The sequence below is a fragment of the Marinobacter sp. CHS3-4 genome, assembly GCF_030053415.1.
In the GTDB taxonomy this organism is placed as follows: Bacteria; Pseudomonadota; Gammaproteobacteria; order Pseudomonadales; family Oleiphilaceae; genus Marinobacter.
Genome location: NZ_JASGBJ010000002.1, coordinates 1020872 through 1044696 on the forward strand (window position 1 = coordinate 1020872; position 23825 = coordinate 1044696).

21 protein-coding genes are annotated in these 23825 nt (G+C 55.1%); 6 read left to right on the forward strand and 15 right to left on the reverse strand.

Translation table 11 applies throughout. The annotated features are described in order from the left end of the window. Positions 1–70: 70 nt before the first annotated feature. The gene (gene dacB / locus QLQ17_RS12600; RefSeq protein ID WP_502867379.1) at positions 71–1669 is read left to right on the forward strand and encodes a D-alanyl-D-alanine carboxypeptidase/D-alanyl-D-alanine endopeptidase; all 1599 of its coding nucleotides are present in this window, start codon (positions 71–73) and stop codon (positions 1667–1669) included. A gap of 160 nt (positions 1670–1829) precedes the next feature. Then, a complete protein-coding gene (locus QLQ17_RS12605; protein ID WP_283209928.1) occupies positions 1830–2729 on the forward strand; it encodes a DUF6279 family lipoprotein in 900 nt (299 codons plus the stop codon). 10 nt (positions 2730–2739) lie between these two features. On the opposite strand, the gene QLQ17_RS12610 is transcribed toward QLQ17_RS12605, so the two are convergent. From QLQ17_RS12610 to QLQ17_RS12630, 5 genes are all read right to left on the reverse strand, one after another. Next, positions 2740–3510 carry an SDR family oxidoreductase gene (locus QLQ17_RS12610; RefSeq protein WP_283209929.1) on the reverse strand — a complete coding sequence of 257 codons (771 nt, stop codon included), beginning with the start codon at positions 3508–3510 and terminating at the stop codon, positions 2740–2742. A gap of 28 nt (positions 3511–3538) precedes the next feature. Next, positions 3539–4228 (reverse strand): histidine phosphatase family protein, encoded by a 690-nt coding sequence (locus tag QLQ17_RS12615; RefSeq protein ID WP_283209930.1) that lies wholly within the window; start codon positions 4226–4228, stop codon positions 3539–3541. Continuing rightward, positions 4228–5292 carry a phosphotransferase family protein gene (locus QLQ17_RS12620; RefSeq protein ID WP_283209931.1) on the reverse strand — a complete coding sequence of 355 codons (1065 nt, stop codon included), beginning with the start codon at positions 5290–5292 and terminating at the stop codon, positions 4228–4230. Before QLQ17_RS12620 ends, QLQ17_RS12615 begins: the two co-directional genes overlap by 1 nt. Before the next feature lie 51 nt (positions 5293–5343). Continuing rightward, a complete protein-coding gene (locus tag QLQ17_RS12625; protein ID WP_283209932.1) occupies positions 5344–6159 on the reverse strand; it encodes an SDR family oxidoreductase in 816 nt (271 codons plus the stop codon). Between the two features lie 73 nt (positions 6160–6232). Next, on the reverse strand, positions 6233–7444 hold the full coding sequence (locus QLQ17_RS12630; RefSeq protein ID WP_283209933.1) for an acyl-CoA dehydrogenase family protein: 1212 nt from the start codon (positions 7442–7444) through the stop codon (positions 6233–6235). A 119-nt stretch (positions 7445–7563) separates the two neighbouring features. Between QLQ17_RS12630 and QLQ17_RS12635 the strand changes: the two genes are divergently transcribed. Then, positions 7564–8457, forward strand: a complete 894-nt coding sequence (locus QLQ17_RS12635; RefSeq protein WP_283209934.1) for a LysR family transcriptional regulator — start codon at positions 7564–7566, stop codon at positions 8455–8457. Positions 8458–8463: 6 nt separating this feature from the next. On the opposite strand, the gene QLQ17_RS12640 is transcribed toward QLQ17_RS12635, so the two are convergent. Further along, entirely contained in the window at positions 8464–8820 is a 357-nt protein-coding gene (locus QLQ17_RS12640) for a hypothetical protein (RefSeq protein WP_283209935.1), read from the reverse strand. A 33-nt stretch (positions 8821–8853) separates the two neighbouring features. Further along, positions 8854–9636: an EAL domain-containing protein gene (locus tag QLQ17_RS12645; protein WP_283210165.1), complete on the reverse strand. Its 783-nt coding sequence runs from the start codon at positions 9634–9636 to the stop codon at positions 8854–8856. Between the two features lie 190 nt (positions 9637–9826). Here QLQ17_RS12645 and QLQ17_RS12650 point away from each other — a divergent pair, with 190 nt between their 5' ends. Beyond that, the gene (locus tag QLQ17_RS12650) at positions 9827–10987 is read left to right on the forward strand and encodes an isocitrate/isopropylmalate dehydrogenase family protein (protein WP_283209936.1); all 1161 of its coding nucleotides are present in this window, start codon (positions 9827–9829) and stop codon (positions 10985–10987) included. A gap of 3 nt (positions 10988–10990) precedes the next feature. Here QLQ17_RS12650 and QLQ17_RS12655 read toward each other — a convergent pair whose 3' ends face one another. From QLQ17_RS12655 to QLQ17_RS12665, 3 genes are read right to left on the reverse strand one after another with little or no spacing between them, the layout of a single operon-like run. Further along, positions 10991–11590: a YceB family lipoprotein gene (locus QLQ17_RS12655; RefSeq protein ID WP_283209937.1), complete on the reverse strand. Its 600-nt coding sequence runs from the start codon at positions 11588–11590 to the stop codon at positions 10991–10993. Next, positions 11583–11774, reverse strand: coding sequence for a CPXCG motif-containing cysteine-rich protein (locus QLQ17_RS12660; RefSeq protein WP_283209938.1), 192 nt, complete (start codon positions 11772–11774; stop codon positions 11583–11585). The genes QLQ17_RS12655 and QLQ17_RS12660 overlap by 8 nt, the downstream gene beginning before the upstream one ends. A 4-nt stretch (positions 11775–11778) precedes the next feature. Then, positions 11779–13005, reverse strand: coding sequence for a pyridoxal phosphate-dependent aminotransferase (locus QLQ17_RS12665; protein ID WP_283209939.1), 1227 nt, complete (start codon positions 13003–13005; stop codon positions 11779–11781). A 228-nt stretch (positions 13006–13233) separates the two neighbouring features. Between QLQ17_RS12665 and QLQ17_RS12670 the strand changes: the two genes are divergently transcribed. After that, complete coding sequence (locus tag QLQ17_RS12670) at positions 13234–14214, forward strand: D-2-hydroxyacid dehydrogenase (RefSeq protein ID WP_283209940.1); 981 nt, start codon at positions 13234–13236, stop codon at positions 14212–14214. A 3-nt stretch (positions 14215–14217) separates the two neighbouring features. On the opposite strand, the gene QLQ17_RS12675 is transcribed toward QLQ17_RS12670, so the two are convergent. The 5 genes from QLQ17_RS12675 to QLQ17_RS12695 all read right to left on the reverse strand — a co-directional run bounded on the left by QLQ17_RS12675 (position 14218) and on the right by QLQ17_RS12695 (position 21552). Then, positions 14218–15297, reverse strand: a complete 1080-nt coding sequence (locus tag QLQ17_RS12675) for a fatty acid desaturase family protein (RefSeq protein WP_283209941.1) — start codon at positions 15295–15297, stop codon at positions 14218–14220. 187 nt (positions 15298–15484) lie between these two features. Then, complete coding sequence (locus tag QLQ17_RS12680) at positions 15485–16150, reverse strand: LuxR C-terminal-related transcriptional regulator (protein ID WP_283209942.1); 666 nt, start codon at positions 16148–16150, stop codon at positions 15485–15487. A gap of 12 nt (positions 16151–16162) precedes the next feature. Further along, positions 16163–18109 (reverse strand): acetate--CoA ligase, encoded by a 1947-nt coding sequence (gene acs / locus QLQ17_RS12685; RefSeq protein ID WP_283209943.1) that lies wholly within the window; start codon positions 18107–18109, stop codon positions 16163–16165. Positions 18110–18397: 288 nt separating this feature from the next. Then, on the reverse strand, positions 18398–19936 hold the full coding sequence (locus QLQ17_RS12690) for a fatty acyl-CoA reductase (protein WP_283209944.1): 1539 nt from the start codon (positions 19934–19936) through the stop codon (positions 18398–18400). A 260-nt stretch (positions 19937–20196) separates the two neighbouring features. After that, positions 20197–21552, reverse strand: a complete 1356-nt coding sequence (locus QLQ17_RS12695; RefSeq protein WP_283209945.1) for an AAA family ATPase — start codon at positions 21550–21552, stop codon at positions 20197–20199. Between the two features lie 278 nt (positions 21553–21830). Here QLQ17_RS12695 and QLQ17_RS12700 point away from each other — a divergent pair, with 278 nt between their 5' ends. Beyond that, positions 21831–23810 (forward strand): HDOD domain-containing protein, encoded by a 1980-nt coding sequence (locus QLQ17_RS12700; RefSeq protein WP_283209946.1) that lies wholly within the window; start codon positions 21831–21833, stop codon positions 23808–23810. Positions 23811–23825 lie beyond the last annotated feature (15 nt).

Below are 23825 nucleotides of genomic sequence, written 5' to 3' on the forward strand. Positions count from 1 at the left end.
AGCCAATCCACATAGTACGCTGAACCAATATGGGCTATTGTTAACCTAAATCGACTTGTCAGGCCAACCCATGACGACGCCAGCAGCCAAAAACCGCTCTATTATGGAGTCACGAAGCGCTTTTCGCGCTTTTGGAGGACAGTCTGCAAAAGCGCGTTTCAACCGTGTTGCGCTTTCTATCGCCCTAACACTGGGCATGGGCTTTACATCGTTTGCGACCGCAGAAGACGCTACGCCCTCAGCCCCGGCAAAATCGATCAAAACCTGGAGCAGCCAGGTAAAAGACTACGCAGAGCGGTCATTAAACAGCGACGAAGCTCTGAGCATGGCTGCCATCCCACTGAATGGACCAGGCATCGAGCAGTACATCAATGCTGACCAGCTGATGAGCCCCGGTTCCATCATGAAACTGTTGACCACCTACGCGGCGCTGGAGCTGTTAGGGCCAAGTTACCACTGGGAAACCCGCTTTCTGACAGATGGTTCATTGCAAGGCGATACACTGGACGGCAATCTGTATGTCGATATGGGTGGCGACCCCAAGCTAACCATCGAACGACTCTGGACCGTGCTCAGCGAGCTTCGCGGTATGGGCATCAGCCATATTAACGGTGACCTGGTGCTGGATGGCGATGTATTTCAGCTGTCGGACGAAGCACCCTCCTTCAAGGACAATGGCGACAATCCCAACGCCCCGTTTCTGGTTCAGCCATCCCCTTACCTCAGCAACCTGAACCTGATTCACTTTCAGGTGCGTTCCGACGAGCGCGGCACGCAGGCGTGGAGTGCCCCGAATCTGCCCGAAGTCATTCTGGATAACCGGGTGACTTCCAGTGCCGAGGCGCCCTGCCCGCCTCGCCGTTATTTCGAGTGGGAGCCGGTCTTTCACGACGACGGCCGAGTTACTGTCCGGGTAAACGGTGAACTGCCAAAAGGCTGCCGCACCTCTGCCTATCTGTCGCTTCTCCCTCATGAGCAATACACCGCCTCCATGATTCGTTCATTGCTGACGGATATGAACATTGAGCTGAAGGGCGAGAACCGGCTAGAGGCGACACCTGAAGACGCCCGCCTGCTGCTGACCACCTCGTCGCCCGATCTCGTGGCGATGGTTCGGGACATCAATAAGTGGAGCAGCAACGTAATGGCGCGTCAGCTTTTGCTGACCATTGGCGCTGCCAACCGTCTCGAGGAAGACAACGACGACCGCGTAGCCGGTATTCGGGCCATCGAGGAATGGCTGAGCGCCAAGGGCATCAACACAGCCGGTCTGGTCATTGAAAATGGCGCCGGTCTGACAAGGGAAGGCCGCATTACCGCGCGCCAGGGCGCTCAGATTCTCCAGCACGCCTGGAACAGCCCGTTTTCTGCAGACCTGATGGCCTCCCTTCCACTAATCGGCATGGACGGCACCATGGCCCGACGGCTTCGTGATACCGGCATGGATGGCGAAGGCCGAATCAAGACCGGTTATCTGGAAAACGTGCGTTCCATTGCCGGCTATACCCGCGACGACACCGACACCACCTGGGCCGTTGTCGGCATGGTCAACAACAATCCGGCCTGGAACGGTCAAGCAGTGCTCGACCGCATTCTCTACTCGCTGCACTTCCGACCGCCGACGGGCACTACCCTCTCTCGCGCCCAATCCAACACTGCGATTCAATAGACATAAAAAAGCCCCGGGGTTTCCGGGGCAAGACTCTTCTCAACGCTCAAATAAAACCACTTTGTAGTACGAAGAACATGTCGCTTTCGGATCACTTGTGTCCCCATCCGATCAGCCTTATGGTTCGTAAAGATCGGTATCCGTTCCAGAGGCGCACGCCATGTTTCAATCCTTATTCAACCGGCTGGTCATCGTCCTGATTTTCCTCCTATCGCTGGCAGGTTGCAGCTCCACAAAGCTGGCCTACCGTTACGCTGACTGGGGTATTGTCTGGTGGGTTGAAGACTACATACCGATGACGGATGAGCAGGAAGCACAGCTGGAGAAAGACATTGTTGAACTGCGTCAATGGCATTGCAGTTCCGAGCTACCTCGTTATTCTTCCTGGCTCTCAGAGCTCAAGCAGGACGTCCGTTCTGGCGAACTGCAACGCGACACGGTGGCCCATCATCAGGAGCAGCTGTTTTCTTTTTTCCTGCCTATTGCTGACCGGGCAAAACCCGCTGCATCGCGCCTGTTGGCAAGCCTGACTGACGATCAGGTCGAAGCCCTCGCCAACAACATGGACGAAAGCCAGCAGAAGCTGGAAGAAGAATTCCTGAAGGAGGATCCGAAACAGACCCGCCAGGCACGCGCAGAAAGAACGCAGGAACGCGTGGAACGTTGGCTGGGCGATCTGAATGAACAACAGGTGACCATTGTCGAAAAATGGTCGGAAAATCGGGGCCGGCAGACAGAGATATGGCTGGAGGGTCGCCGCAATTGGCAAAAGGCGTTACTCGAAACGTTGGACCAACGGGAAGAGGCGGCTTTTAAAGACCAGGTCGCCTATCTTATTGATAACAACGCCGAGGTACGCGGCCCACGCTATCAACAGATGATGAACGAAAGCCGTGTGGCTATGGCCGAGCTGATGACGTCGTTGCTCGAGCGTGCAGACCCGGAGCAACTGGATTTTCTGCTGGACCGCGCATCAACGCTGCGCGGCGACTTCAATACCCTCGCCTGCAATGACGAGAGTATTGAAGAGGGGCGTACGGAACAGGTCGGCCAACTTTGAGCATCCGATCTTAAATAGTCAGATACCCACCATCCACATTAATACAGGTACCGGTGGTGTAGCTGGAGGCCCCGGACGCGAGATACAGCACCGTTCCAGCCATTTCTTCCGGATCGGCTACCCGCTTCATGGGTATATGGGCCATCGCCTGCTTCTTGATAGATTCGTTGCTGGTCAGCGCACTGGCAAATTTGGTATCGGTCAGACCCGGCAGCAGCGCGTTAACACGCACCTTCTGCTGACCAAGCTCCATCGCAAACGAGCGCGTCATAGAGATCACTGCCGCCTTGGTGACAGAATAGATTCCCTGGTAATGTCCCGGATTCACCCCGTTGACGGATGCCACGTTGATGATGGACCCACCCCCCGCTTTTTTCATCATCTGGGCGCCGCGGGCGCACATGAAGAAATAGCCCCGAATATTCACATCCACGGTCTTGTGATAAGCGCCAAGGTCCGTGTCTTCGATCGGGCCAAAATAAGGGTTGGCGGCCGCATTGTTCACCAACACGTCGAGCTTGCCGTGGGTGGTCTGGATGTGCTCCCAGATCGCTTCGATCTGATCCATCTCGCCGATGTGGCAGGCATAAGCTTCAGCACTGCCACCGTCTTCGCGGATGCTGCTGGCCACCGCTTCGCAACCCTCGATTTTACGGCTGCTGACAATCACATGGGCGCCATAAGCCGCCAGGGTGCGAGCTATGCTCTCACCAATACCGCGGCTTGCACCGGTGATGAGGGCAACTTTGCCCGTCATATCGAACAGATCAGGTTTGCTCATGACATACCTCAAAGACTGATAGTTTGTTTTATCGGAAAGTGATCAGAGACGGATCTTCCGCCTCCAGGTGACTGTAATTATTAAACACTGCGAGGGTGCGACGCGCCCCGGAGTAGAGGACCCGGGAGACACTGGAGTTGGCGATCACACTGTTCATCTCGAGGGTTTTACGATCATCCAGATTTAAAAGATGTCGGGCGATCACCGCAATGGGTCCGCCGGAAGTAGAGACCAGAACATCACCGCCGTCGACGTACTCGATCAGCTCGTCCAGCGCAGTGATGACGCGGGACTGAAACGCAGACCAGCTCTCGGCATACTCATCCGAATGCTCACCGCTCACCCAGCGTCCCATCGCCTGCTCGAACACCTGCTGGAACGCGGTGGCCGGTTTCGGAAAAGCGGCAAGATCCCGGGCCATTCGGTCCCGGTCGGCCCACTCGGGACGGAACCGCTCAACAACTTCGGTGTGGTCGAACTCGTTGAACCCTTCCACAGCCTGCATGCTGGGCAGGCTGTCGCCATAACCACCTGTAATGGCCTCAACGGTTTCCCGATGACGCTCCATGTTGCCGCCAAACACGGCGGTCGGGGCAACTTTGCCCTTCAGCCAACGACCGAGCACCCGGCCCTGCTCCCAGCCTTTCGCTGACAGCTGATCGTAGTTTTCCTTGCCAAAGCTGGCCTGGCCATGGCGAATCAGATAGATGGTCGCCATTACAGATCGCTCGCTTCAATCAGCCGCTGACAGCGTTTCTCCAGATAGTTGGCCGCATGACCGAAGGCAGCAAACCGCTTGTCTTTGGTCTGACCGTGGTAGAACCGGTAGTAAATCTGCTGAACGATCACCGCAAGGCGGAACAGGCCATAGATTTCATAGAAATCGAAGTTGTCGATCTTCAGCCCGGATTTCTCCGCGTAGTAAGCGACCACTTCCTTGCGAGTCAGCATGCCTGGCTGATGCGTCGGCTGGCGACGCAGCATCTGGAACGGGCCTTCATCATCCGCCTGAATCCAATAAGCCAGGCTGTTGCCCAGATCCATCAATGGGTCACCGATGGTGGCCATTTCCCAATCCAGCACACCCACCACTTCGAACGGGTTATCCGGGTTCAGCACCACGTTGTCGAAGCGGTAGTCGTTGTGGATAACCACCTGGGCGACGTCTTCCGGCATTTTATCTTCCAGCCAGCCCATCACCTGCTCGAAATCACCGACGTCGTCTGTTTTGGCCTTGCGAAAGCGGTCGCTCCAACCGCGAATCTGGCGCTCAACATAACCCGCGCCCTTACCCAGTTTGTCCAGCCCGGTGGCCTTGGCATCCACTTGATGAAGATCCACCAGCTTGTCGATCACGTTCAGGCATAGCTTGCGGGTGTCAGCCTCGCTGAGTTCCAGGTCTTTGGGGAAATCCTGGCGCAGAATGATGCCTTTCAGCCGCTCCATCACGTAAAAATCGCAACCGAGTACATCATGATCGTCACAGATCGCGACAATGTCGGGGACGTAAGGGTAGACCGGCTTCAGCGCACGCATCACCTTCGCTTCCCTCAGCATATCGTGAGCGGACTTGGCAATTTTTCCGAACGGCGGGCGGCGCAGAACGTAGGATCGTTCGCCGTAATCCACCTGATAGGTCAGGTTGGAGGCACCACCGGGGTATTGCTTGATCTCCGGGCTGCCCTCCAGATCCGGAATGGCCTGCTTCATGAAGCGGTCAACGACGGCAACATCCAGTTCTTCACCTTCACGAATATCGACCGCCTGATCAATCTGAGTCATTAAGGACTCTCCTCTTTTCTTGCTTTTTATCCGGTGTTGGCCAGATAGAAGTTAAGCAGCACCGCCCATCTTTTTCATCCAACGCTTGCTTTCCTTCTGCATCAACCAGTCAAACGCCTTGGGTGCGTGGCGTTTGAGCACCCACATCCGGCGTTCTCTGGCGTGTGGCAGCACCCAGAAGTCACCGTTTTTAACGGCCCGGAAAACGTCGTCGGCGACGTCTTCGGCGGTGATGTCAGAACGCTTCATCAGCTTGTTGATGTTCTGCTGAACACCGGGAATTTCGGAGCGCATGGTGCTGGCGAGGTTGGTCTGGAAAAACGCAGGACAGACGCAACTGACGTGAATACCGCTATAACGAAGCTCTTGGCTCAGGGTTTCCGACAGCGCTATGACACCGGCTTTGGACACGTTGTAGCTGTTCATCAACGGCGCCAGCATCAGGCCCGCCATGGAGGCCACGTTCACAAACGCACCAGCGCCCTGCTTCTTGAACTGCGGCGTGAAGGCTTTGCAACCACGAACGACGCCCAGCACGTTGATGTCCATGATCCATTCCCAGTCAGCCATGGTGGTGTCTTCGATGGAGCCTGCCGAGGCAACGCCGGCGTTGTTGACGACCACGTCTACACCGCCCCATTTGTTGGTGAGCTCATCGCAGATTTGTTCCAGATCGGTCAGACGCCGCACGTCACACTCGACGAAGTAACCCTCGCCGCCTGCGTTGTTCAACTCCTGCTCAACCAGCACACCCTGATCCGGGTTAATGTCCCCGATACAGACTTTGGCGCCTTCCTTCGCGTACCGTAATGCAATCGCGCGGCCCAGGCCACTGGCGCCGCCGGTAATAAATACTCGTTGTGTCATATTGGCCTATTCCTCGATTATAAATTCTGAGTTCGCCTTAGCTTCGCCCTGGCGTGAAAATCACAGGCCGTTCTCAGCTTCGATACTTGGCCAACTCAAGACGAGTCACCATCGCCCGGTGGACCTCGTCCGGGCCATCCGCCAGCCGCAGAACCCGCGCGTAGGCGAACAGCTGGGTCAGCGGGAAGTCTTCATCACTGACGCCTGCCCCACCATGAATCTGAATCGCGTCGTCGACAATCTGCTGCAGCATGTTCGGAATGACCGCTTTGATCATGGACACTTCCTGCAGCGCGCCAGAAATACCCTTGGTGTCCAACGCCCAGGCGCATTTCAGCGTCAGCAGACGAGCCTGCTCAATGTTCATACGGGCGTTGGCAATAATGTCGACATTACCGCCCAGCTTCGCAATCGGGCGACCAAAGGCTTCGCGACTGGTGGCCCGCTTGATCAGCAATTCAAGCGTGCGTTCCGCCGCGCCGATCGCCCGCATGCAGTGATGTACGCGGCCAGGACCAAGGCGGCCCTGTGCGATTTCAAACCCACGACCCGGTCCGGCAATAAAAGCACTTTTCGGAAGTCGCACGTTGTCGAACTTCACAACACCATGGCCATAGGGCTCGTCGTAGGCACCAAACACCGGCAGCATGCGTTCAACCGTAACACCCGGGGTATCCAGCGGCACCAATACCATGGAATGACGACGGTGTTTGTGGCCATCGGGATCTGTCAGCCCCATAAAGATGGCAACTTTGCAGTCCGGGTGGCCAACCCCGGTGCTCCACCATTTGCGACCATTGAGAACCACCTCATCGCCTTCGACAATTGCGGTAGCTTCCATATTGGTTGCGTCAGAGGAGGCGACGGCTGGCTCAGTCATACAAAAGGCAGAGCGAACTTCGCCGCTTTGCAGTTTCGGCAACCATTGGGCTTTCTGCTCTTCCGAGCCGTAGTGAATCAGTACTTCCATATTGCCGGTATCCGGCGCATTGCAGTTGAAGATCTCGGGTGCAATAAAGCTTCGCCCGGTCTCTTCTGCAATCAGGGCATAGTCCGAGTTCAGCAAGCCACAACCATGCTCTTCATCCGGAAAGAACATGTTCCAAAGACCTTCAGCTTTTGCCTTGGCTTTCAGCTCTTTAATGATCGGCAGTACCACCCAGCGGTTTTCCTGAGCCATCAGCTCGCGATGGTATTCTTCCTCTATCGGGAAAATCTCTTTCTCCATAAAGGCTTTGACGCGCTTCAGGTAATCCTGGCCCTTTTCAGAAATCGTAAAATCCATCGGGGTGTCCTCACGGTTTTGGTCAATATGGAAACAGTCTAGATTTGTCTATACTATTACGCGACTGAATTTTTCTTATCTTCCATCATAAAGAATAGTAATTCTTGGAGGGATAACACGTGGCGTTGAACCGGCTGGATCTGAACCTGCTGCATGTATTCGATACGATTTATCGCGAAGGTAGCCTGACGCGTGCGGCAAAGGCATTGCACCTGACCCAACCGGCCGTGAGTCATTCCCTGTCACGGCTTCGGGAGCATTTCGACGACCCACTGTTCAGCCGCCAGGGAAATCAGATGGTGCCCACCCCACTGGCCCGGCGCTTTCTGGAATCCATGCGGCCGGGGCTGACTCAGATCCAGAGTTCGGTTAATCAGTTTCACGCCTTTGACCCCGCCAGTCAGAGGAAAACCTATTCTCTGGCCCTGAGGGACATACTGGAATCCACCTTTTTGCCACAGCTGATGCAACGCCTGGAAGGCTATCCTGAACTGGAAATCAGCAGCCAGAGAATTCCCAGGCGTGACATGGAAACCCAGCTAGCCGCTGGCAAGCTGGATTTTGCGGTAGATGTGTTGCTGCCTGTCAGCAATCAGACGGCCCACGAACGCTTGCGCAGAGATCGGCTGGTGGTGCTGGCCCGGTCGGGCCATCCGCTGGCACAGGGCCCGATGACAATGGATGGGTATCTGGAAGCCAAGCACGTGCTGGTATCCTCCCGTACTGAAGGTCCGGGCATTGAGGATTTCGAGCTGTCGAGGTTGGGCGTTCAAAGAGAGATCCGGCTACGTTGCCAGCACTACTACGCCGCCTGTCGGGTGGTGGAAGCGTCAGACCTGCTACTGACCATGCCGGAGATCTACGCCAGAATTATTGCAGAGCGCGCCGATATCTCCATTCTGACACCACCGGTGGACCTGCCAGATATCGACGTGCACCTGTATTGGCACAAAGCCTATGAAAAAGAGCCCGCGTTGATCTGGTTCAGGGACCAGCTGAAGGAGATTGCGTGAGCGGGGTCAGTAAGCTCCAACCAGTTTAAGGAATCCCAGAAACCCAGCGGCTGTCAGCAGCAGGGATGCGGAGACGATGCCAAACCCCCACCATATAGCCGCAACGTCGGACACCGGCGCATCATGCCCGCGAAGTGTGCGATAGAACGCCCAGGGACCCAGCAGAAAAGCACCCGCAACCACAAACACCAGCCCGATACTGATACCTGCGAATGTCCAGGTGGCCAATACCGTCGCCCGGTCAGAAACCTGCTCCGTCACGCCGTGATGCTCCAGGAATTTCTTGCAGAAAAACCAGACCAGGCCATAGAGCGCGACAACAAAAATCAGGCCACCGATGATCGTGATCAGGCGATACAGCAAAAGAAACCCCTCAATGTCAGTAAAGTACAGTCGTCAGTCAGGAAAAACCGGCTCCGGAAGCGTCTCGAATCCCGGTTTTGCAAACAGATACCCCTGATACAGAGAAATGCCCTGCGACCTGAGCCAGAAGTATTCCTGTGGCGTTTCCACGCCTTCGGCAAGTACCTTACCACCAAGTTGGCTCATCATTGTCATGATACCGGCAACGATCGCCTGTTTGTTGGCTTCTTTATCAATGTCCCGAACCAACTCCATATCCAGCTTCAGAATATCAGGCGGACTGGCCATCAGGATGTTATACCGTGAGTACCCGGTACCAAAATCGTCCAGTGCAGTCTGGAAACCCATTTTCTGGTAGGCGCGAATAATATCCACGTAGTGATCGATCGATCCCAGCTCCTCGGTTTCGATCAGTTCGAAAATAAGTTTACGGGTATCGAAATCAGCGGCTTTTGCGGCGGCCAGAGTCGTTCGGATGCAATACTCTGCCTGATACACGGCGTTAGGCATGAAGTTGATGCTTAGTAGCGCTTCCATCCCCAGCCGCGCCGCCAGCTTCACAGCTTTCACCCTGCAAACCTGATCGAACGAATAACGATTTTGCTCATTCACCTTTGATAGAACACTCCACGCCCCACCTCCGTCTGCACCCCTGACCAGGGCTTCGTAGGCATAGACGTTCTTGGTCTCGGCATCCACAATAGGCTGAAAAGCGAAAGTGAAATCGAAGCCCAGGCCCGCACCGCACTCACACTGCTCACAATGAGACTCATCAAACAGGGTTGAAGGGAACTCAGAAGGGCCTGTTAGACCGATTTTATCCACGGCTACTCCAAAATTTTTTGCGTCAACGACCAGCCATTTATGACCTTTTACATGCAACTATAGAGAATAGAGCCAACTTAACAAATGCAGTGCTGTTAAATCTTGTGGAAACCCAGCTTCACACAGCTACACTCAACCACACTCACTATTTACGTACGTTATGGTCTCAAGGAGTAATGGTATGCCGAAAACCTTCCGCATTGCCGTCACCCCCGGTGATGGAATCGGCCCTGAAGTCGTTGCCGAGGCAGTGCGCTGCCTGGAGCTGCTGAAATCCAGGCATAACCTGCCCCTGGACTGGACCAGTCTGCCCTGGCCTTCCCATGCTTGGCACGAAGAACACGGTGAATCCATGCCTTCAGACGCACTTGAGCAGTTGAAGGCCTACGATGCCATTCTGCTTGGCGCCCTGGGGGACCCAGGACCCGTATCGAATCCTGACCGCTACCTGCTACCCGACAGCATTTCCCTGGCGCCACTGCTGGACATGCGCAAAGGCTTTGATCAATGGGTGTGCGAACGCCCTGCCAGATTGCTGCCGGGCGCTCGCCAGTATCTGGCTGACGACCGAGCGAAAGACATTGACATGCTGGTGATTCGTGAAAACAGCGAAGGCGAATACGTCAGCCAGGGTGGCCGCCTTCGCAAGGGAACCCCTGACGAGGTCGCCACACAAATGGAGGTGTTTACTCGCCACGCTACCGATCGCATTATTCGTTATGGCTTTGAACAGGCCAGAAAACGGGCGAGCGATCGGGCCGCTGAAGGCAGCCCACGGCAGTTTAAAACCCTCGACGGAAAAACCTGTGAAAGCCAGGTTTGCATCATCACCAAGCGCAACGCGCTGCGCCATTGGGGTGACATGTACAGCGAAGCCTTTGAGGAAATGGCGAAAGAATACCCGGATGTGGCTACGCACCACGAGTTGGTGGACGCGGCGTGCATGAAGTTCGTCCAGTGCCCCTGGGCCTTTGACGTAGTAGTCGCCAGCAACCTGCAGGGGGATATTCTGACGGATCTAGCAGCCGTGCTGTCTGGCGGCATGGGCGTAGCGCCGTCCTGCAACCTGAACCCGGACGACCCGGACATGCCCTCTATGTTCGAGCCCACCCACGGCAGCGCGCCAGACATTGCGGGCGAAGGACTGGCTGACCCTACGGCCATGTTGTTCACGGCAGCGAGAATGCTGGAATGGCTGGGCCGCCAGGAACCGTCACTCGATGCGGCCGGCAAGGCGCTCTACGATGCGGTTGCGGCGGATCTGGCAGAGAATTCGGGTAGCCAACGCGGTACCCGAGAGATTGGCGATGCAGTCTGTAGCAGGATCAAGCAGGCAGGCTAGCGCCTACTCTGCCATCACAAACTCAAGCCGGCCTGGTGCTACTCGAATATCCAGTGGCACCAGGCCAAACATTTTCTGGGTAGGATCGCTCTCATCCAACCGGTAGACCGGCATGGTCTCAAGCATCTGGGCGACCACTCGCATCACATTATCGGTCACCGGCTTCAGATCGCCTTTGAAGAATGACGATTCCACACTGCTCTCCAACAACTGGAGCCGCCGGATATAAACCGCCTTCTCTTTGCTGTCATAAACCGGCGAGCCCTCCACTTTCAGGGCAATGTCTACCGGCAACTTCACCATCAGGGCATTGAGGGATACCTGCCCAGCCACATCAATCACTGCGACGTCGCGCCCATCCGGTCCGAGGGTGATGTTCGCATCTTTCAGGGACAAAGCCAGTGGAGAGCCGCTTTGGAGCTGCTGGCGATCAAAGTCCGCTACTGCGTCTTTGAGATGCCGCTCAATGGTCGCCTCGGACACTGAGTAAGGTGAAAAACTGGCACACCCACCTATCAGAGAAAACACAAGAAAAGCCGTCAGATAACGCAGCAGCGCGTTTCCCTCGAACAAATCGTGAAAAGCACGGACGCGATCAGTCATTTTCAGCCCAAACATTAACGGAGGGAACGAGGTTTTCATCCAGCGTTACGTGAACCACGATCGGCTGGCAACATACCTGGCAGTCTTCTACATACTCCTGATCCGGCACTGATGGATCCACGCTGATATCCAGCGTCTCCCAGCAGTACGGGCATTGCACCAGTACCGAATCCAGGGCGGACATGGGCCTAGAACTGCTGTTTCGCCATCCAGGGGATGACGCGGTCAAAGGCTTCTTCAAGTTTCTCGCAGGTGGTTGAGAAACTGATCCGTACGGCGTTGGTGCAATGCTCGCCAAAGGCGTCACCGGGAACCATGCACACGCCGGTTTCTTTCAGCATGCGCAGACAGATATCCGATCCGTCCACATGGGGCGGAAGATCAGGAAATGCAAAGAATGCCCCACCCGGTTTATAACCGGTGAGGTAAGGTGTCTGCTCTACGAGCTCAACCGTCTTGTCACGACGTTCCCGATAGATATCCACCATATCCTTCACGCATTGCTGATCACCGGTCAGTGCAGCCACCCCGGCAAACTGGGACGGTGTGTTAGCGACAGACGTGGTGAACATGTGGAACCGGCGAAGGGACTTGATGGCCGCCTGGCTGGAAATCACCCATCCGACACGCAGGCCCGCCATGCTGTAGGTTTTTGAAAAACTGCTGATGCACATGATGTTGTCCAGATCCATCGAACAGTTCAGCACGCTGGCAAAGTCTTCGTCGTCAAAAATCAGGTGGTCATACACCTCATCGGCATAGACCTGAATGCCGCGATAGGCACATTCCTCGAGAATTGTCTCAACAGTGCTACGAGGATAGACCGCCCCCGTCGGGTTGTTCGGATTGTTCAATATCAAAGCAAAAGTGCGCGAACCCATGGCGCGGATCACTTCGTCCGGATCAAGCTGGTGGTTGTTTTCCGCACGGGTAGGAACAAATTTCACTTCACCGCCATTCATACGAATCAGCGGCGCATACAGCAGGAACGAAGGATCCGTCACGATGAACTGACGGCCCGGCGCCGACGTCGCCGAAATGGCCAGGTACATCGCCTCAGTGGCACCACTGGTAATTAAGATGTTGTCCCGGGTCAGCTTGCGATTGTATCGCTTGCCGTAATAATCCCGCAGCGCCACCAACAGCTCGGGAAGCCCCGCATCCATGGTGTAACCGGTTTGGCCAGCGTTAAGGGCATCAATGTACGCCTCGATGACATGGGGCGGCGTGGGCAGGTCAGGCTGACCAATGGAAAGGTGAATAACATCCTTCATGGTGGCCGCCATGTTGACCATCCGGCGAATCCCGGGCACTGGGACTGCCTGCATGGCAGGGTTCCAGCTTGCCTTGGACTTGCGGTACCTGACTTTCCGCGGCTTCGCCTGACCGGTTTCTTTATTGACGGCTCCAGCCATAAACACCTCCTGGGCGGGGAGTAAAACAATGAGTCAACTCGCAGGTTAGCCAGTATGCCCAAGCCGTACAAGAGAAAAATCCGAAACATTTCAGCCCGCAAAAAAAATGCTCTAAAAGCAGTCAAATCTGACCTGCGACCTTTGGCTAAGGTGGCTTCTGGTTGACCCCTGACGGGCTTGATACCAGACTGTGGTCTTGATCCGGATACCAGTCTCAGTGGAGGACAGATGACTCAACATACCAAGCCGGTCGTAACCGTTTTGACAGCACCTGGAGAGCAAGAACCTCCCGGAATGGATGCGCTGAGGGCGCGGGCTGAGGTTCGAATGGCCTGGGACGAAGCCACGCTGAATGACACCCTCCCTGGCACCAACGTGATGATGGTTACGGATTTCCGCACCGAGGCCCTGGCTGCCGCCTGGCCATCCGCCGACAAGCTGGAATGGATACATGCTACCAGCGCAGGCGTGGACGCGCTGATGTTTCCCGAGCTGATCGAAGGCAATGTGACGGTAACCAATGCTCGTGGCATCTTCGATCGCACCATTGCTGAGTACGTACTCTGCACCATTTTGATGTTCGCGAAAGACTTCCCCAATTCCATGAAGCTACAGGCGAATCATCAGTGGAAGCACCGGGATACCGAGCGCGCAGAAGGCCAGCAAGTGCTGGTGGTAGGTGCTGGCTCGATTGGCGGGCAGATCGGCCGACTCTGCAAAGCGATTGGGCTTAAACCGCATGGCATGGCACGCACTCCTCGTCATGACGACAACTTCGTCGCAGTGCACGGCAACGATGAACTGACCGAACAGCTCGGACTGGCAGATTTCGTGGTGATCGCCGCGCCCCTGACGCCTCAAACCGAGGGATTATTTAACACCGAAACATTCAAGGCCATGAAATCTTCAGCGCGCCTGATCAACATTGGACGCGGTCCGGTGGTAAAAACCGACGACCTTGTCGAAGCTCTGAAGACCGGCGAGATTGCCGGCGCCGCGCTCGACGTCTTTGAAGAAGAGCCTCTGCCCTCCGATCACCCACTCTGGGATATGGACAATGTCATCATGACAGCCCACATGTGCGGGGACTTCATTGGCTGGAAACGAGCACTGACCGATCAGTTCCTGGACAACCTGGACCGCTGGCACAAGGGCCAGGAACTGTTCAATCTGGTGGACAAAAAACTGGGCTACGCCAGCAAAGGCTGACGCTTATCCCGCCTTATACTGCTGCTGTAACGGCAGCAGGTTGAACACCTTTTCTGGCCGATTTGGGTCCACCAGCTCGGTCGCCGACTTGTAAACGCGCGGCGTTGAGTAAAGGAGTCTCAGCGCCGTGCCGTGAGGAATGGCCACGTAACGCTCAGGATACTGGCTTTCCAGCCACTGCCTTACCCTCGGAGCCTTGTTGGACGCCATTTTAGGAAAGAAATGGTGTTCAACATGATGACTGAACCTGAAATGCAGACGATCCATCAACCACCGACTGCGAAGACTCATGGAATTATCCAGCGGATTGTTGGTTGGCGTCTGCGGACGCAGAAAATGGTTAGTCAGGATATAACCCTGCCCAAGCGCATTGGCCACCATGAATGGAATCACCACCGTGAATACCGCCAGCGGCCCTGACAACGCCGCCAGAGCGAGCCAACCGGCGACGCACACCATCGACTGAACAATGGCCTTACGGCGATCAAACCCTTTGAACTGTTTACGTTTCTTAGCCTGAAACCACAGTACCAACTGCGCGTGAAACGTAAAGGAATATACCAGGAAGAGATAGCTGTACCAGGAGCCGGATCCAGGTGCCAGGCGGGTAAATTTTTTCTGCCTGGGGTCCGCATTGTATCGACGCAATGTTCCGAAGCTGTCCGGGTCTGCATCACCCATGTTGGTATTACCGTGATGCACGACGTTGTGCCATTTACGCCAGAATTCCGGCGGCACCACAAAGGGGCCGAACCCAAGCCAGCCAAAGAAGTTCTGCCAGCGTTTGCTCATACCAAGGGCGCCATGCAGCACTTCGTGAGCCAGGAACGCCTGGCACCCGATGCTATGACCCACCAGAACCGCCAGCCCCAGATTCCAGTACCAGGCCAACCCTGCTGTCAGGATCAGCGCCAGCCCACCCCAGATCATTATCTGTAGCGGCAGAAACCAGACGATCCTCCATGTTTGAGCCTTGAACGTATCCGACGGTAATTCTTTGCGCATCCTGTCCCTGATGTCGCGCTCATCAGGCGCGCCAAACGCCGATGCCGCGATTGACTCAGGCTTTACAGCAGCATTCATGGTTCATCCTTTTATATTTCAGAGTACATATGTACGCTGAATTTATAGTATGAAATCCCGTATTACAAGGTATTTTTATTGGATAATGAAATTTCAATAAGTCACTAGAGTACGCCTGTGTTTTTTATGGGCAAAAAAAACGGGAACAGTGTTCCCGTTTTCCTGGCTAGCACACATTTCGCGCTCTTCAGCTACCCGAGAGCGACGTATCCGAAGGATCGATCTCCATCTGCTGAATCGCAATGACCGCCTGGGTTCGATTTCGCACGCCAAGCTTGCGGAACACGGCGGTAATATGTGCCTTGATGGTTGCCTCTGACACATCCAGATCGTAGGCAATCTGTTTATTGAGCAGACCTTCTGCCAGCATTCCCAGCACCCGGAACTGCTGCGGCGTCAGCGACGCCAGCTTCTCCGAGAAATCCGTCGTATCAGATTGCATCTGCTCAAGCTTGTCGGCCACGCCGTCTGGAAGCCACACATCGCCTTCAAGCACTGCCTGAATAGCTTCCGTGATGGTTGGTAGCGGCGCAGACTTGGGTATAAAGCCAGATGCGCCATAGTCAATTGACCGGCGCATCACCTGCATTTCCTCGGAACCAGAAACCACCACAACCGGCAGCCCCGGGTACTGCCCACGCATGAAGACCAGACCAGAGAAGCCGTGGGCACCCGGCATGTTCAGATCCAGCAGAACCAGATCCGCATCCGGGTGCGACTCAACCGCCGCCTGTAGTGCCTTGATGCTGTCCACTTCCACTGTCTGCGCATCAGGTACCGCCTGACTGACCGCCTGCTTCAATGCTGCCCGAAACAGGGGATGATCATCAGCGACGATTATGGATTGTGCCATTCAGTTTTTTCCTCAAGAGTCAGCTCGACCGCTGATCAGTTCGTCCACCACACCCGGATCGGCGAGCGTGGAGGTATCGCCCAGCTGGTCGTGTTCGTTTGACGCAATCTTCCGCAGAATGCGCCGCATGATTTTGCCGGAACGTGTTTTCGGCAGGCCAGGTGCCCACTGAATCACATCCGGTGACGCAATCGGCCCGATTTCCTGGCGCACCCACTGAACCAGATCCTTGCGCAGCTCTTCAGTAGGCTCTTCGCCGTGGACCAGAGTCACATAAACATAGATCCCCTGACCTTTGATGTCATGAGGATAGCCAACAACCGCCGCTTCGGCGACTTTGCTGTGGGCAACCAGTGCGCTTTCGACCTCGGCAGTGCCCAGTCGATGGCCAGACACGTTCAATACATCATCTACCCGACCGGTGATCCAGTAATATCCGTCTTCATCGCGGCGGGCCCCATCACCGGTGAAGTACATACCTTTATAGGTACTGAAGTAGGTCTGTTTGAAACGCTCGTGGTCACCGAAGATGGTGCGCATCTGGCCTGGCCAGCTGTCCAGAATGACCAGGTTACCTTCGGTTTTGCCTTCCAGAATATTGCCGTCGTTGTCGACCAGTGCCGGCTTAACCCCGAAGAATGGCTTGGTTGCCGAGCCGGGCTTGAGATCAATGGCTCCTGGCAATGGCGAAATAAGAATGCCGCCAGTTTCGGTCTGCCACCAGGTATCCACGATCGGACACTTGCTGTTACCGATGACCCGGTGATACCACTCCCAGGCTTCCGGGTTAATGGGCTCGCCCACCGAACCCATCAACCGCAGGCTCTCACGCGTCGTGCCGTTCATGCAGGATTCACCCTCTGCCATTAGCGCGCGGATCGCCGTCGGCGCGGTGTACAGAATGTTGACTTTATGCTTGTCGACAACTTGCCCCATACGAGAGGTGTCCGGGTAATTGGGCACACCTTCAAACAGGACCGTCACCGCGCCGTTAGCCAGCGGGCCGTAAAGGATGTAGCTGTGGCCAGTGACCCAGCCAAAATCTGCCGTACACCAGTAGACGTCGTCTTCGTGGTAATCAAACACATACTCGTGCGTCATGGACGTAAAGACCATGTAACCGCCCGTCGTGTGCAGCACGCCCTTCGGCGCCCCGGTGGAGCCAGAGGTGTACAGCATGAACAGTGGATCTTCCGCGTTCATGGGCTCAGGGGCACAATCGGTTGACGCGCCCTTCATCAGATTTTCGTAATACTCGTCACGGCCGTCTTTCCAGGGCACATCGGCGCCGGTACGTTTGACCACAATGACCTTGTCCACTTTGGCGGCATCTTCTTTCGTCAGCGCCGCGTCGACGTTCTTCTTCAACGGGATCTTGCGGCCACCACGAACACCTTCATCGGCCGTCACCACAAACCGGGATTTACCGTTTGCGATGCGAGCGCCGAGCGCCTCCGGGGAGAAACCGCCGAAGACGACAGAATGAATCGCGCCAATACGGGCGCAGGCCAGCATCGCAATTCCGGTCTCAACGACCATGGGCATGTAAATGGTGACCACGTCGCCTTTTTTTACGCCCTGATCTTTCAATACGTTGGCAAACTTGCAGGTTTCCTCGTACAGCTCGCGGTAGGTGACATGGCGGGAATCGGCCGGGTCGTCGCCCTCAAAAATAATGGCCGTTTTGTCGCCCCGCTTTTCGAGGTGCCTATCAAGGCAGTTGGCAGAGGCATTCAACTGCCCGTCTTCGAACCACTTGATCGAGAGATTGTCGTAGTCGTAAGTGGTGTTTTTGACCTTTGTGTAGGGCTTAATCCAATCAATTCGCTTGCCGTGCTCACCCCAGAATCCTTCGGGGTCTTCAACCGACCTGCGGTACATTTCCTCGTATTGCTCCTGATTCACCAAGGCTCTTTTCGCCACCTCTGGGCTTACTGGATAAACCTCTTTGGCAGTCATAGCGCTCCCCCTTAAAGTCAGAGTCTGTCGTCATTGTTGATTGTTTTGAAATCTGAGCGTGCGGGCCCGGCGGCCCTGGAGACGTTTTCCCTAGTTCAACACGCGCACCAGTAAACAATGAATTAGACTAACGTACTAATGCGCCAGCAGTTTTGGCCCGGGTCAGCAGATGAAATGCAACAAATCCCGAAGCCGGGATACCTAACGTAAGGATAGACGGGATAACGAAAACAACAACAAAAAGGCCGGGCAGATGCCCGGCCTACAGGGGTAGGAATCAAGCTTTAATCAGGCCGCTTTTTTACGCGCTCTTGCCGAGCGAAGACTGTAAAGCTTCCGTTCTTTCAGCGCATAACGGTTCAGACCGCTCATGTGAATCTTGCGCAGGTACAGTGACCAGTCGATCTGGCGCGCATCCACCGGGAACAGAATTCGATCCAACTCTCCCATTCGTGATGCAAGCGCCAACAACGAGTCGTTTCTGAAGATGTAATCCGGAGCCGTGTAGAAACCGAATATGGTCGCCAGTGAACGGCTGGTGTCGAGATTTTTCAGAATTTTCAACTCCCGGGTCTGGCCAGCGAAGCGCAGCGCCTTATCAGCCAGAGACAGCGGCACCCGCAGCCCTCCTACAACCAGATCAAACAGACGGCGATTCACCGCTACGAATGGTTTGGTTGGTTTGCGGTAGAAAAGCTGCTGATAGTCTTCGTGGTGATGCTTGGCCTCGGCCATAACGCAGTCGATAAACTCGCCCAGCGAGACCGGATTCGAGCTTCCGCTGCAACATTGATAGATGCGACGCTTGCCAGGCACCCTCAGCGCTTCGGCCATAGAAAGAATGATGCTGTTGGCCACCAGGTCTACCGGAATCACATCAATAATCCCGCTTCGCTTACCCGGGAACAGCGACACTTTCTCACGGGCGTAAGCCAGGATAATGGCATCTGCCACTTTGACGCCTTCGATCCAGCCCGGTGCGGGCTCTTCCAGCGCACTCTCGATGATGGAAGGTCGCAGTATGGTGAGCGACCGGCCAGACAGCGACTTCATCAACAACTGTTCGCCCAGCCATTTGGTGAAGGTATAGGTGTCGCTCCAACCGTAATGGTTGGCCTCGCGAATCCCCAGATCCACCAGCTTTTTCTCCAGCATCTGACCGGAGTACCGCGCGCGCACGTCGGCGATCTTGTCTTCCAGCAAATGCACCAATTCTTCAATCTCGTAGTAACCGTCATTGCTGCGCGGGATAGGTTCGCCTGCGGGCTTTATCACCGATTCGGTGACCTGTCCGGAATTCTTGCCATTCACGTAGCAGGTCGAAACCTGAATGACGGCCATGTTGCGATTGAAACCCGCCAGGGCTGCTACGTTATGGAGGCACAGGGTATTAATCTGAAGCGCTTTGTCCAGCTCTTCACGAAAGTTCACACTGGCTGCGGAATTGATAAAGGCATCAACGCTTCCAGCCAGCTCCCTGAACGCCGTGGCGTCAAGGCCAAACCGCGGCTCAGTCACTTCGCCGGTGATGCAGTGAACGCGGCTCTCGATAAAGGATTCGAACCCATCGTTGTCGTCATGACGCAGACGATCAAAAACCGATGAACTTGCAATCTCCTCCATAAAGCGACTGCGAGCGTCCGGGTGCTTTTTGTTACCGCGGATCAGCAAGTGGATACCGCCAATATCCGGAACACCCCGAATCAGCTTTTCCAGAACGACTTTGCCCAGAAACCCGGTGGTGCCCGTTATCAGTACGTGCTTACCGCTCAGCTGTTCCAGAACACCAGAGACCGATTCACCGGAGGTGGATTGCTTGTTCGCCATATCGAGAACTCCTTCTCATCCAAATGTGTTTTGCCTATCAATGCGAGTGAGGGGCGTTACCTGCCCTCTAACCTGTTCATCCCTGTCCTGCATTTTGTAGGCCACTTTTTATTCAGTTCGACTTAGGTGGAAGCCGCGACCAACCCGTAATACGTTCAATTTTTACACAGAAACTGTGACCACGCGGTGACACGCAGCAAAATTACGATACAAAAAGCGTTAATAAAATGACGTTTTAATACAGGTATCCTGAGGCTGCTTCAGCCTCGAGAGTGCCCGGTTTGAGAGAGAGATTTCAGGAGTTGATCCAGCGTGATATCGGCAGGTTGTTCTTTAAGCGCCTGCAGCAGTCGGCTTTGCTCTCCAAAACTGACGCGATCGTAATAGGCCTCTCTGTGGGGGGGTATTGGGGCAGCCTCCGCTATTTCCGGACGGGGCTTAGGATCAATTTCGCCCGCCAAATGCCTTAAATGCGAAGCGAGCTGTTTGCGTTGTTCATCGGCGAGCTTTTCCCATGGCAATGAGGCCAGCCCGGTCTGGAGCATCTCGACGGTGTCTTCATCCATTGTGCGCCCCAACAGTGCAAAAAACTGATTGAACGCGTCATAACGCAGCAATGACGAGTCACCGCGGGCGGCTAGCAGATCACCAAGATCAGAGATCATTTTCTGACAGGCCTGAAGATCGGAATCCGCGACGGCTTCTGGTGCCGCCTCCTCCGTCTTAGCAGGTGGGACTTCCGGAGGTTTACGCTTACCAGACACACGATACCAGTAAGCCGCGACACCCGCCTTTTTCGGTTGGAGCTGTCGCAAGCGCACGTTCAGCATGTCTGACAAGCTGCGGAACTGGCGGCTGGACGGATCGGACTCTGGTAGCAGAGCAACAGGGCGCTGATTCAGAACTGACTGACGCAGTGTTTCATCACGCCAGACACCTCCCAGGTAATGGAGAGGAATATTGAGATGGCGCTGAGCAGCTCCATCGAGTCGCTGAAAAACTGTTCTGGCCTGACTCGCCCCTTGTGCCATATTCACCAGAATGCTGGGAGTACGACGATATCCGCGTCGAACAAGCAGCTTGATCAGTGAAAAGGCGTCTGTCAGGGAAGCGGGGTCTGGCGTCACCACAACACAGGCCAACTCGGCAGCCGCGATCATGTGCATACCGGTCGCCTGAAGGCCAGAGGCCGTATCGGTGATGACATAATCGTAGCGCTTTTCCAGCTGCGATAATGCCTTTAACACTCGTAGGCTATCTGCCGGGTCCATATCGACACACTGATCGACACCAGAGGCCCCAGGCACAATATCGAGGCCGTAATCCACTCTCATGATGACGTCCCGCATGGAACTCTGGCCAGACATGACATCGGCCAGAGTCCGCTTCGGATAACGACCAAGCATGATGCTGACGTTCGCCAGATCGGTATCGCCATCCAGCAATAGAACTCGGGAGCCCTGTCTGGCCAGCGTCAGCGCAAGATTGAGGGCCACAGACGTTTTACCGACACCACCCTTTCCACCAGTGATCGCCAGTGTTCGTGGCTGCCTGCTAGCTTGGGGTGCTGGAGCGTTGTCCTTCATTGGCGCCTTGTTGTCAGCGAGAAATTCCATAGCGTGGCTGATTGGTAACCGTGCAGGAAATTTGCATTAGTGTACCTGTTACTTTCAAAAGTCTGTAGCCAAAACAGCCCTATGTGACTTTGGTCGAAAGATCAATATTTCACACAAATGCGTGTAAAAAGTGTACAGGCATTAATTTTTGGTCAATAATCTGCTTAAACTTACAGCTGTAACTAGCTAATAAACGGTTTTTTTGGCCAATCTCATGGGCAAAAATTGAACAAATGTCCTACCCTGCAAAATAGCAGGGCCCGGAAGCAGGCAGATTTATGGAAATTGCTCCTGACATCCAGCTACCAAGCTTGCCGGAGGTAACTCTCCGAGCACTGGAAGCCTGTGATCAGGATGAAAATTACCGCACCATCAGTGAGATAGTCTCAGCGGATACTGCCCTGGTTTCTCGCATTCTGGCCTTGGCAAACTCCTCTCTTTACGGAGCGGCCACTCAGATACGATCCATTGATCAGGCGCTTCTTCGCCTGGGCACCCATCGATTCCATACACTAATTCTGACCGCCGCCCTGCGCCAGATTCTCTATGAACTGGCCGCTGATCAATGGCAGCAATTACGGGATTTCTGGCGGCATTCGCTGACCACTGCGATGACCGCCCGGGCATTGGCGACCCTGACCCGATACCCCGAACCCGACCAGGCCTTCATGCTTGGCATGCTTCATAACGTGGGCGAGTTAATTGCCCTGAAAACGCCTCCGGGGGATGCCCAGCAGTACTACTTTGATCATCAATCAGAAATCGCCGCCCGATTGGTCAGCGACTGGGGTCTGGGGCCGATGGCTGCTGACGCCATGTTGTATCAGCAGGCTATGCCAGTTGATATTCGCGATGCGGGACATCTGGTCAAGCTGATCAGCCTTGCAACCCGCCTGGCTCAGGCAGATACGGCTGGCATTGCTGCAGCCGGCACAATTTTCGGCCTCAACGAAGAACTGACCCGCGAGATTAATCGCCGTATTGATCAGGAAGTTGAGGGAGTAGCCAAATCCATGGGCATTCCACTGTCATCAGATTACGACGCCAGCGCTTCCCACGAAAAACTGAAACAGAAAGTACTCCGCCAGGCCATGGCGAATCAGGCGCTGGGGCTGGTTCCGTTAAATGACAGCACCCAGAAATGCCTCGCGGCCACCGTAACCAGCCTGACACTGATCACTGGCCTGCCATCACTTTACTTTGGCCACTCCGAAGACGGCCTGACGCTCTATTCCACCAGCAACGGCGAGCCGCCTGACATGAACGTGTCCGTCAACTCTGCCAGCAGCCTTATGACAGAAGCGTTTGCCAAATCGGCCACACTGGTATTGGGCGACAGAGCTCCGACCGTCCTTGACCGACAGTTGATGAGCCTGCTGCATGCGCCTTCGTTGATCGCGCTTCCCGTCAGCGGCCGAGACAAGTGCGCTGGCGTATTTGTCGTAGGCACCGACACCGAAAGCGCCGAACACACCAGAGACATCGCCAGCCTGTTCTGCAACCAGCTTTCTCGAGCGCTGGCTGAAATACAGTCCAGCCAGGACTCGCACCAGGATGCGATGGCAGAGGAGCTGGCTCAGCAGGCCATTCGTCGCCAGGTGCATGAAGTCAGCAACCCGCTGACGATCATCCGCCAGTACATCTATCAGTTGCGCAATCGCCTTGAAGATACTGAAGTACACCAACAACTGGACGTCATCCGTGAAGAACTGGATCGCGCGGGAGATCTGCTGCTTCAGATCGGTAAACGCTGGCAAGGTATTAGCAGCGCACCTAACGAACAATGCAACCTCAATGAAGAACTAAAAATGCTCCAGGACTTACTGGAAGAAGGGCTGTTTAGCGACGAAAATAAGACTTTGAGCGTACAACTGTGCGAGGACTCGACGACAATTGCGGCGCCAGCAGCTATTGTTCGACAAATAGTGATCAATCTGGTGCGCAATGCTGCAGAGTCCCTGACGGATGCGGGCGACGTTACCATTCGCAGCGTGTCCCCAATCTGGCAAAGTGGGCGCACCTGGGTAGAACTGGAAGTAACTGACACGGGAGACGGACTGCCGCCGACAGTTCAGCAGAACCTGTTCTCTCCGGTCAAAAGTACCAAGGGTCAGGGCCATGGTGGCCTTGGTCTGAGCGTAGTGAAACAACTTGTGGATGACATGGAGGGCATCATCAACTGCCGCACAGGAAGTGCCGGAACCACCTTCAGGGTGCTGTTTCCGATGGCAGTTAAAAACCAAGAAATTGACGATTGACGAAGAATGACGAGC

Bases quoted from the DNA above. Each gene is read 5' to 3' on its own strand.
- QLQ17_RS12615 (WP_283209930.1), bottom strand. From the start codon at position 4,228: ATGGCGACCATCTATCTGATTCGCCATGGCCAGGCCAGCTTTGGCAAG.
- QLQ17_RS12690 (WP_283209944.1), bottom strand. From the start codon at position 19,936: ATGGCGAACAAGCAATCCACCTCCGGTGAATCGGTCTCTGGTGTTCTG.
- QLQ17_RS12700 (WP_283209946.1), top strand. From the start codon at position 21,831: ATGGAAATTGCTCCTGACATCCAGCTACCAAGCTTGCCGGAGGTAACT.
- QLQ17_RS12655 (WP_283209937.1), bottom strand. From the start codon at position 11,590: ATGACTGATCGCGTCCGTGCTTTTCACGATTTGTTCGAGGGAAACGCG.
- QLQ17_RS12610 (WP_283209929.1), bottom strand. From the start codon at position 3,510: ATGAGCAAACCTGATCTGTTCGATATGACGGGCAAAGTTGCCCTCATC.
- QLQ17_RS12665 (WP_283209939.1), bottom strand. From the start codon at position 13,005: ATGGCTGGAGCCGTCAATAAAGAAACCGGTCAGGCGAAGCCGCGGAAA.
- QLQ17_RS12660 (WP_283209938.1), bottom strand. From the start codon at position 11,774: ATGTCCGCCCTGGATTCGGTACTGGTGCAATGCCCGTACTGCTGGGAG.
- QLQ17_RS12695 (WP_283209945.1), bottom strand. From the start codon at position 21,552: ATGGAATTTCTCGCTGACAACAAGGCGCCAATGAAGGACAACGCTCCA.
- QLQ17_RS12625 (WP_283209932.1), bottom strand. From the start codon at position 6,159: ATGACACAACGAGTATTTATTACCGGCGGCGCCAGTGGCCTGGGCCGC.
- QLQ17_RS12680 (WP_283209942.1), bottom strand. From the start codon at position 16,150: ATGGCACAATCCATAATCGTCGCTGATGATCATCCCCTGTTTCGGGCA.
- QLQ17_RS12650 (WP_283209936.1), top strand. From the start codon at position 9,827: ATGCCGAAAACCTTCCGCATTGCCGTCACCCCCGGTGATGGAATCGGC.
- QLQ17_RS12675 (WP_283209941.1), bottom strand. From the start codon at position 15,297: ATGAATGCTGCTGTAAAGCCTGAGTCAATCGCGGCATCGGCGTTTGGC.
- acs (WP_283209943.1), bottom strand. From the start codon at position 18,109: ATGACTGCCAAAGAGGTTTATCCAGTAAGCCCAGAGGTGGCGAAAAGA.
- dacB (WP_502867379.1), top strand. From the start codon at position 71: ATGACGACGCCAGCAGCCAAAAACCGCTCTATTATGGAGTCACGAAGC.
- QLQ17_RS12620 (WP_283209931.1), bottom strand. From the start codon at position 5,292: ATGACTCAGATTGATCAGGCGGTCGATATTCGTGAAGGTGAAGAACTG.
- QLQ17_RS12670 (WP_283209940.1), top strand. From the start codon at position 13,234: ATGACTCAACATACCAAGCCGGTCGTAACCGTTTTGACAGCACCTGGA.
- QLQ17_RS12605 (WP_283209928.1), top strand. From the start codon at position 1,830: ATGTTTCAATCCTTATTCAACCGGCTGGTCATCGTCCTGATTTTCCTC.
- QLQ17_RS12630 (WP_283209933.1), bottom strand. From the start codon at position 7,444: ATGGATTTTACGATTTCTGAAAAGGGCCAGGATTACCTGAAGCGCGTC.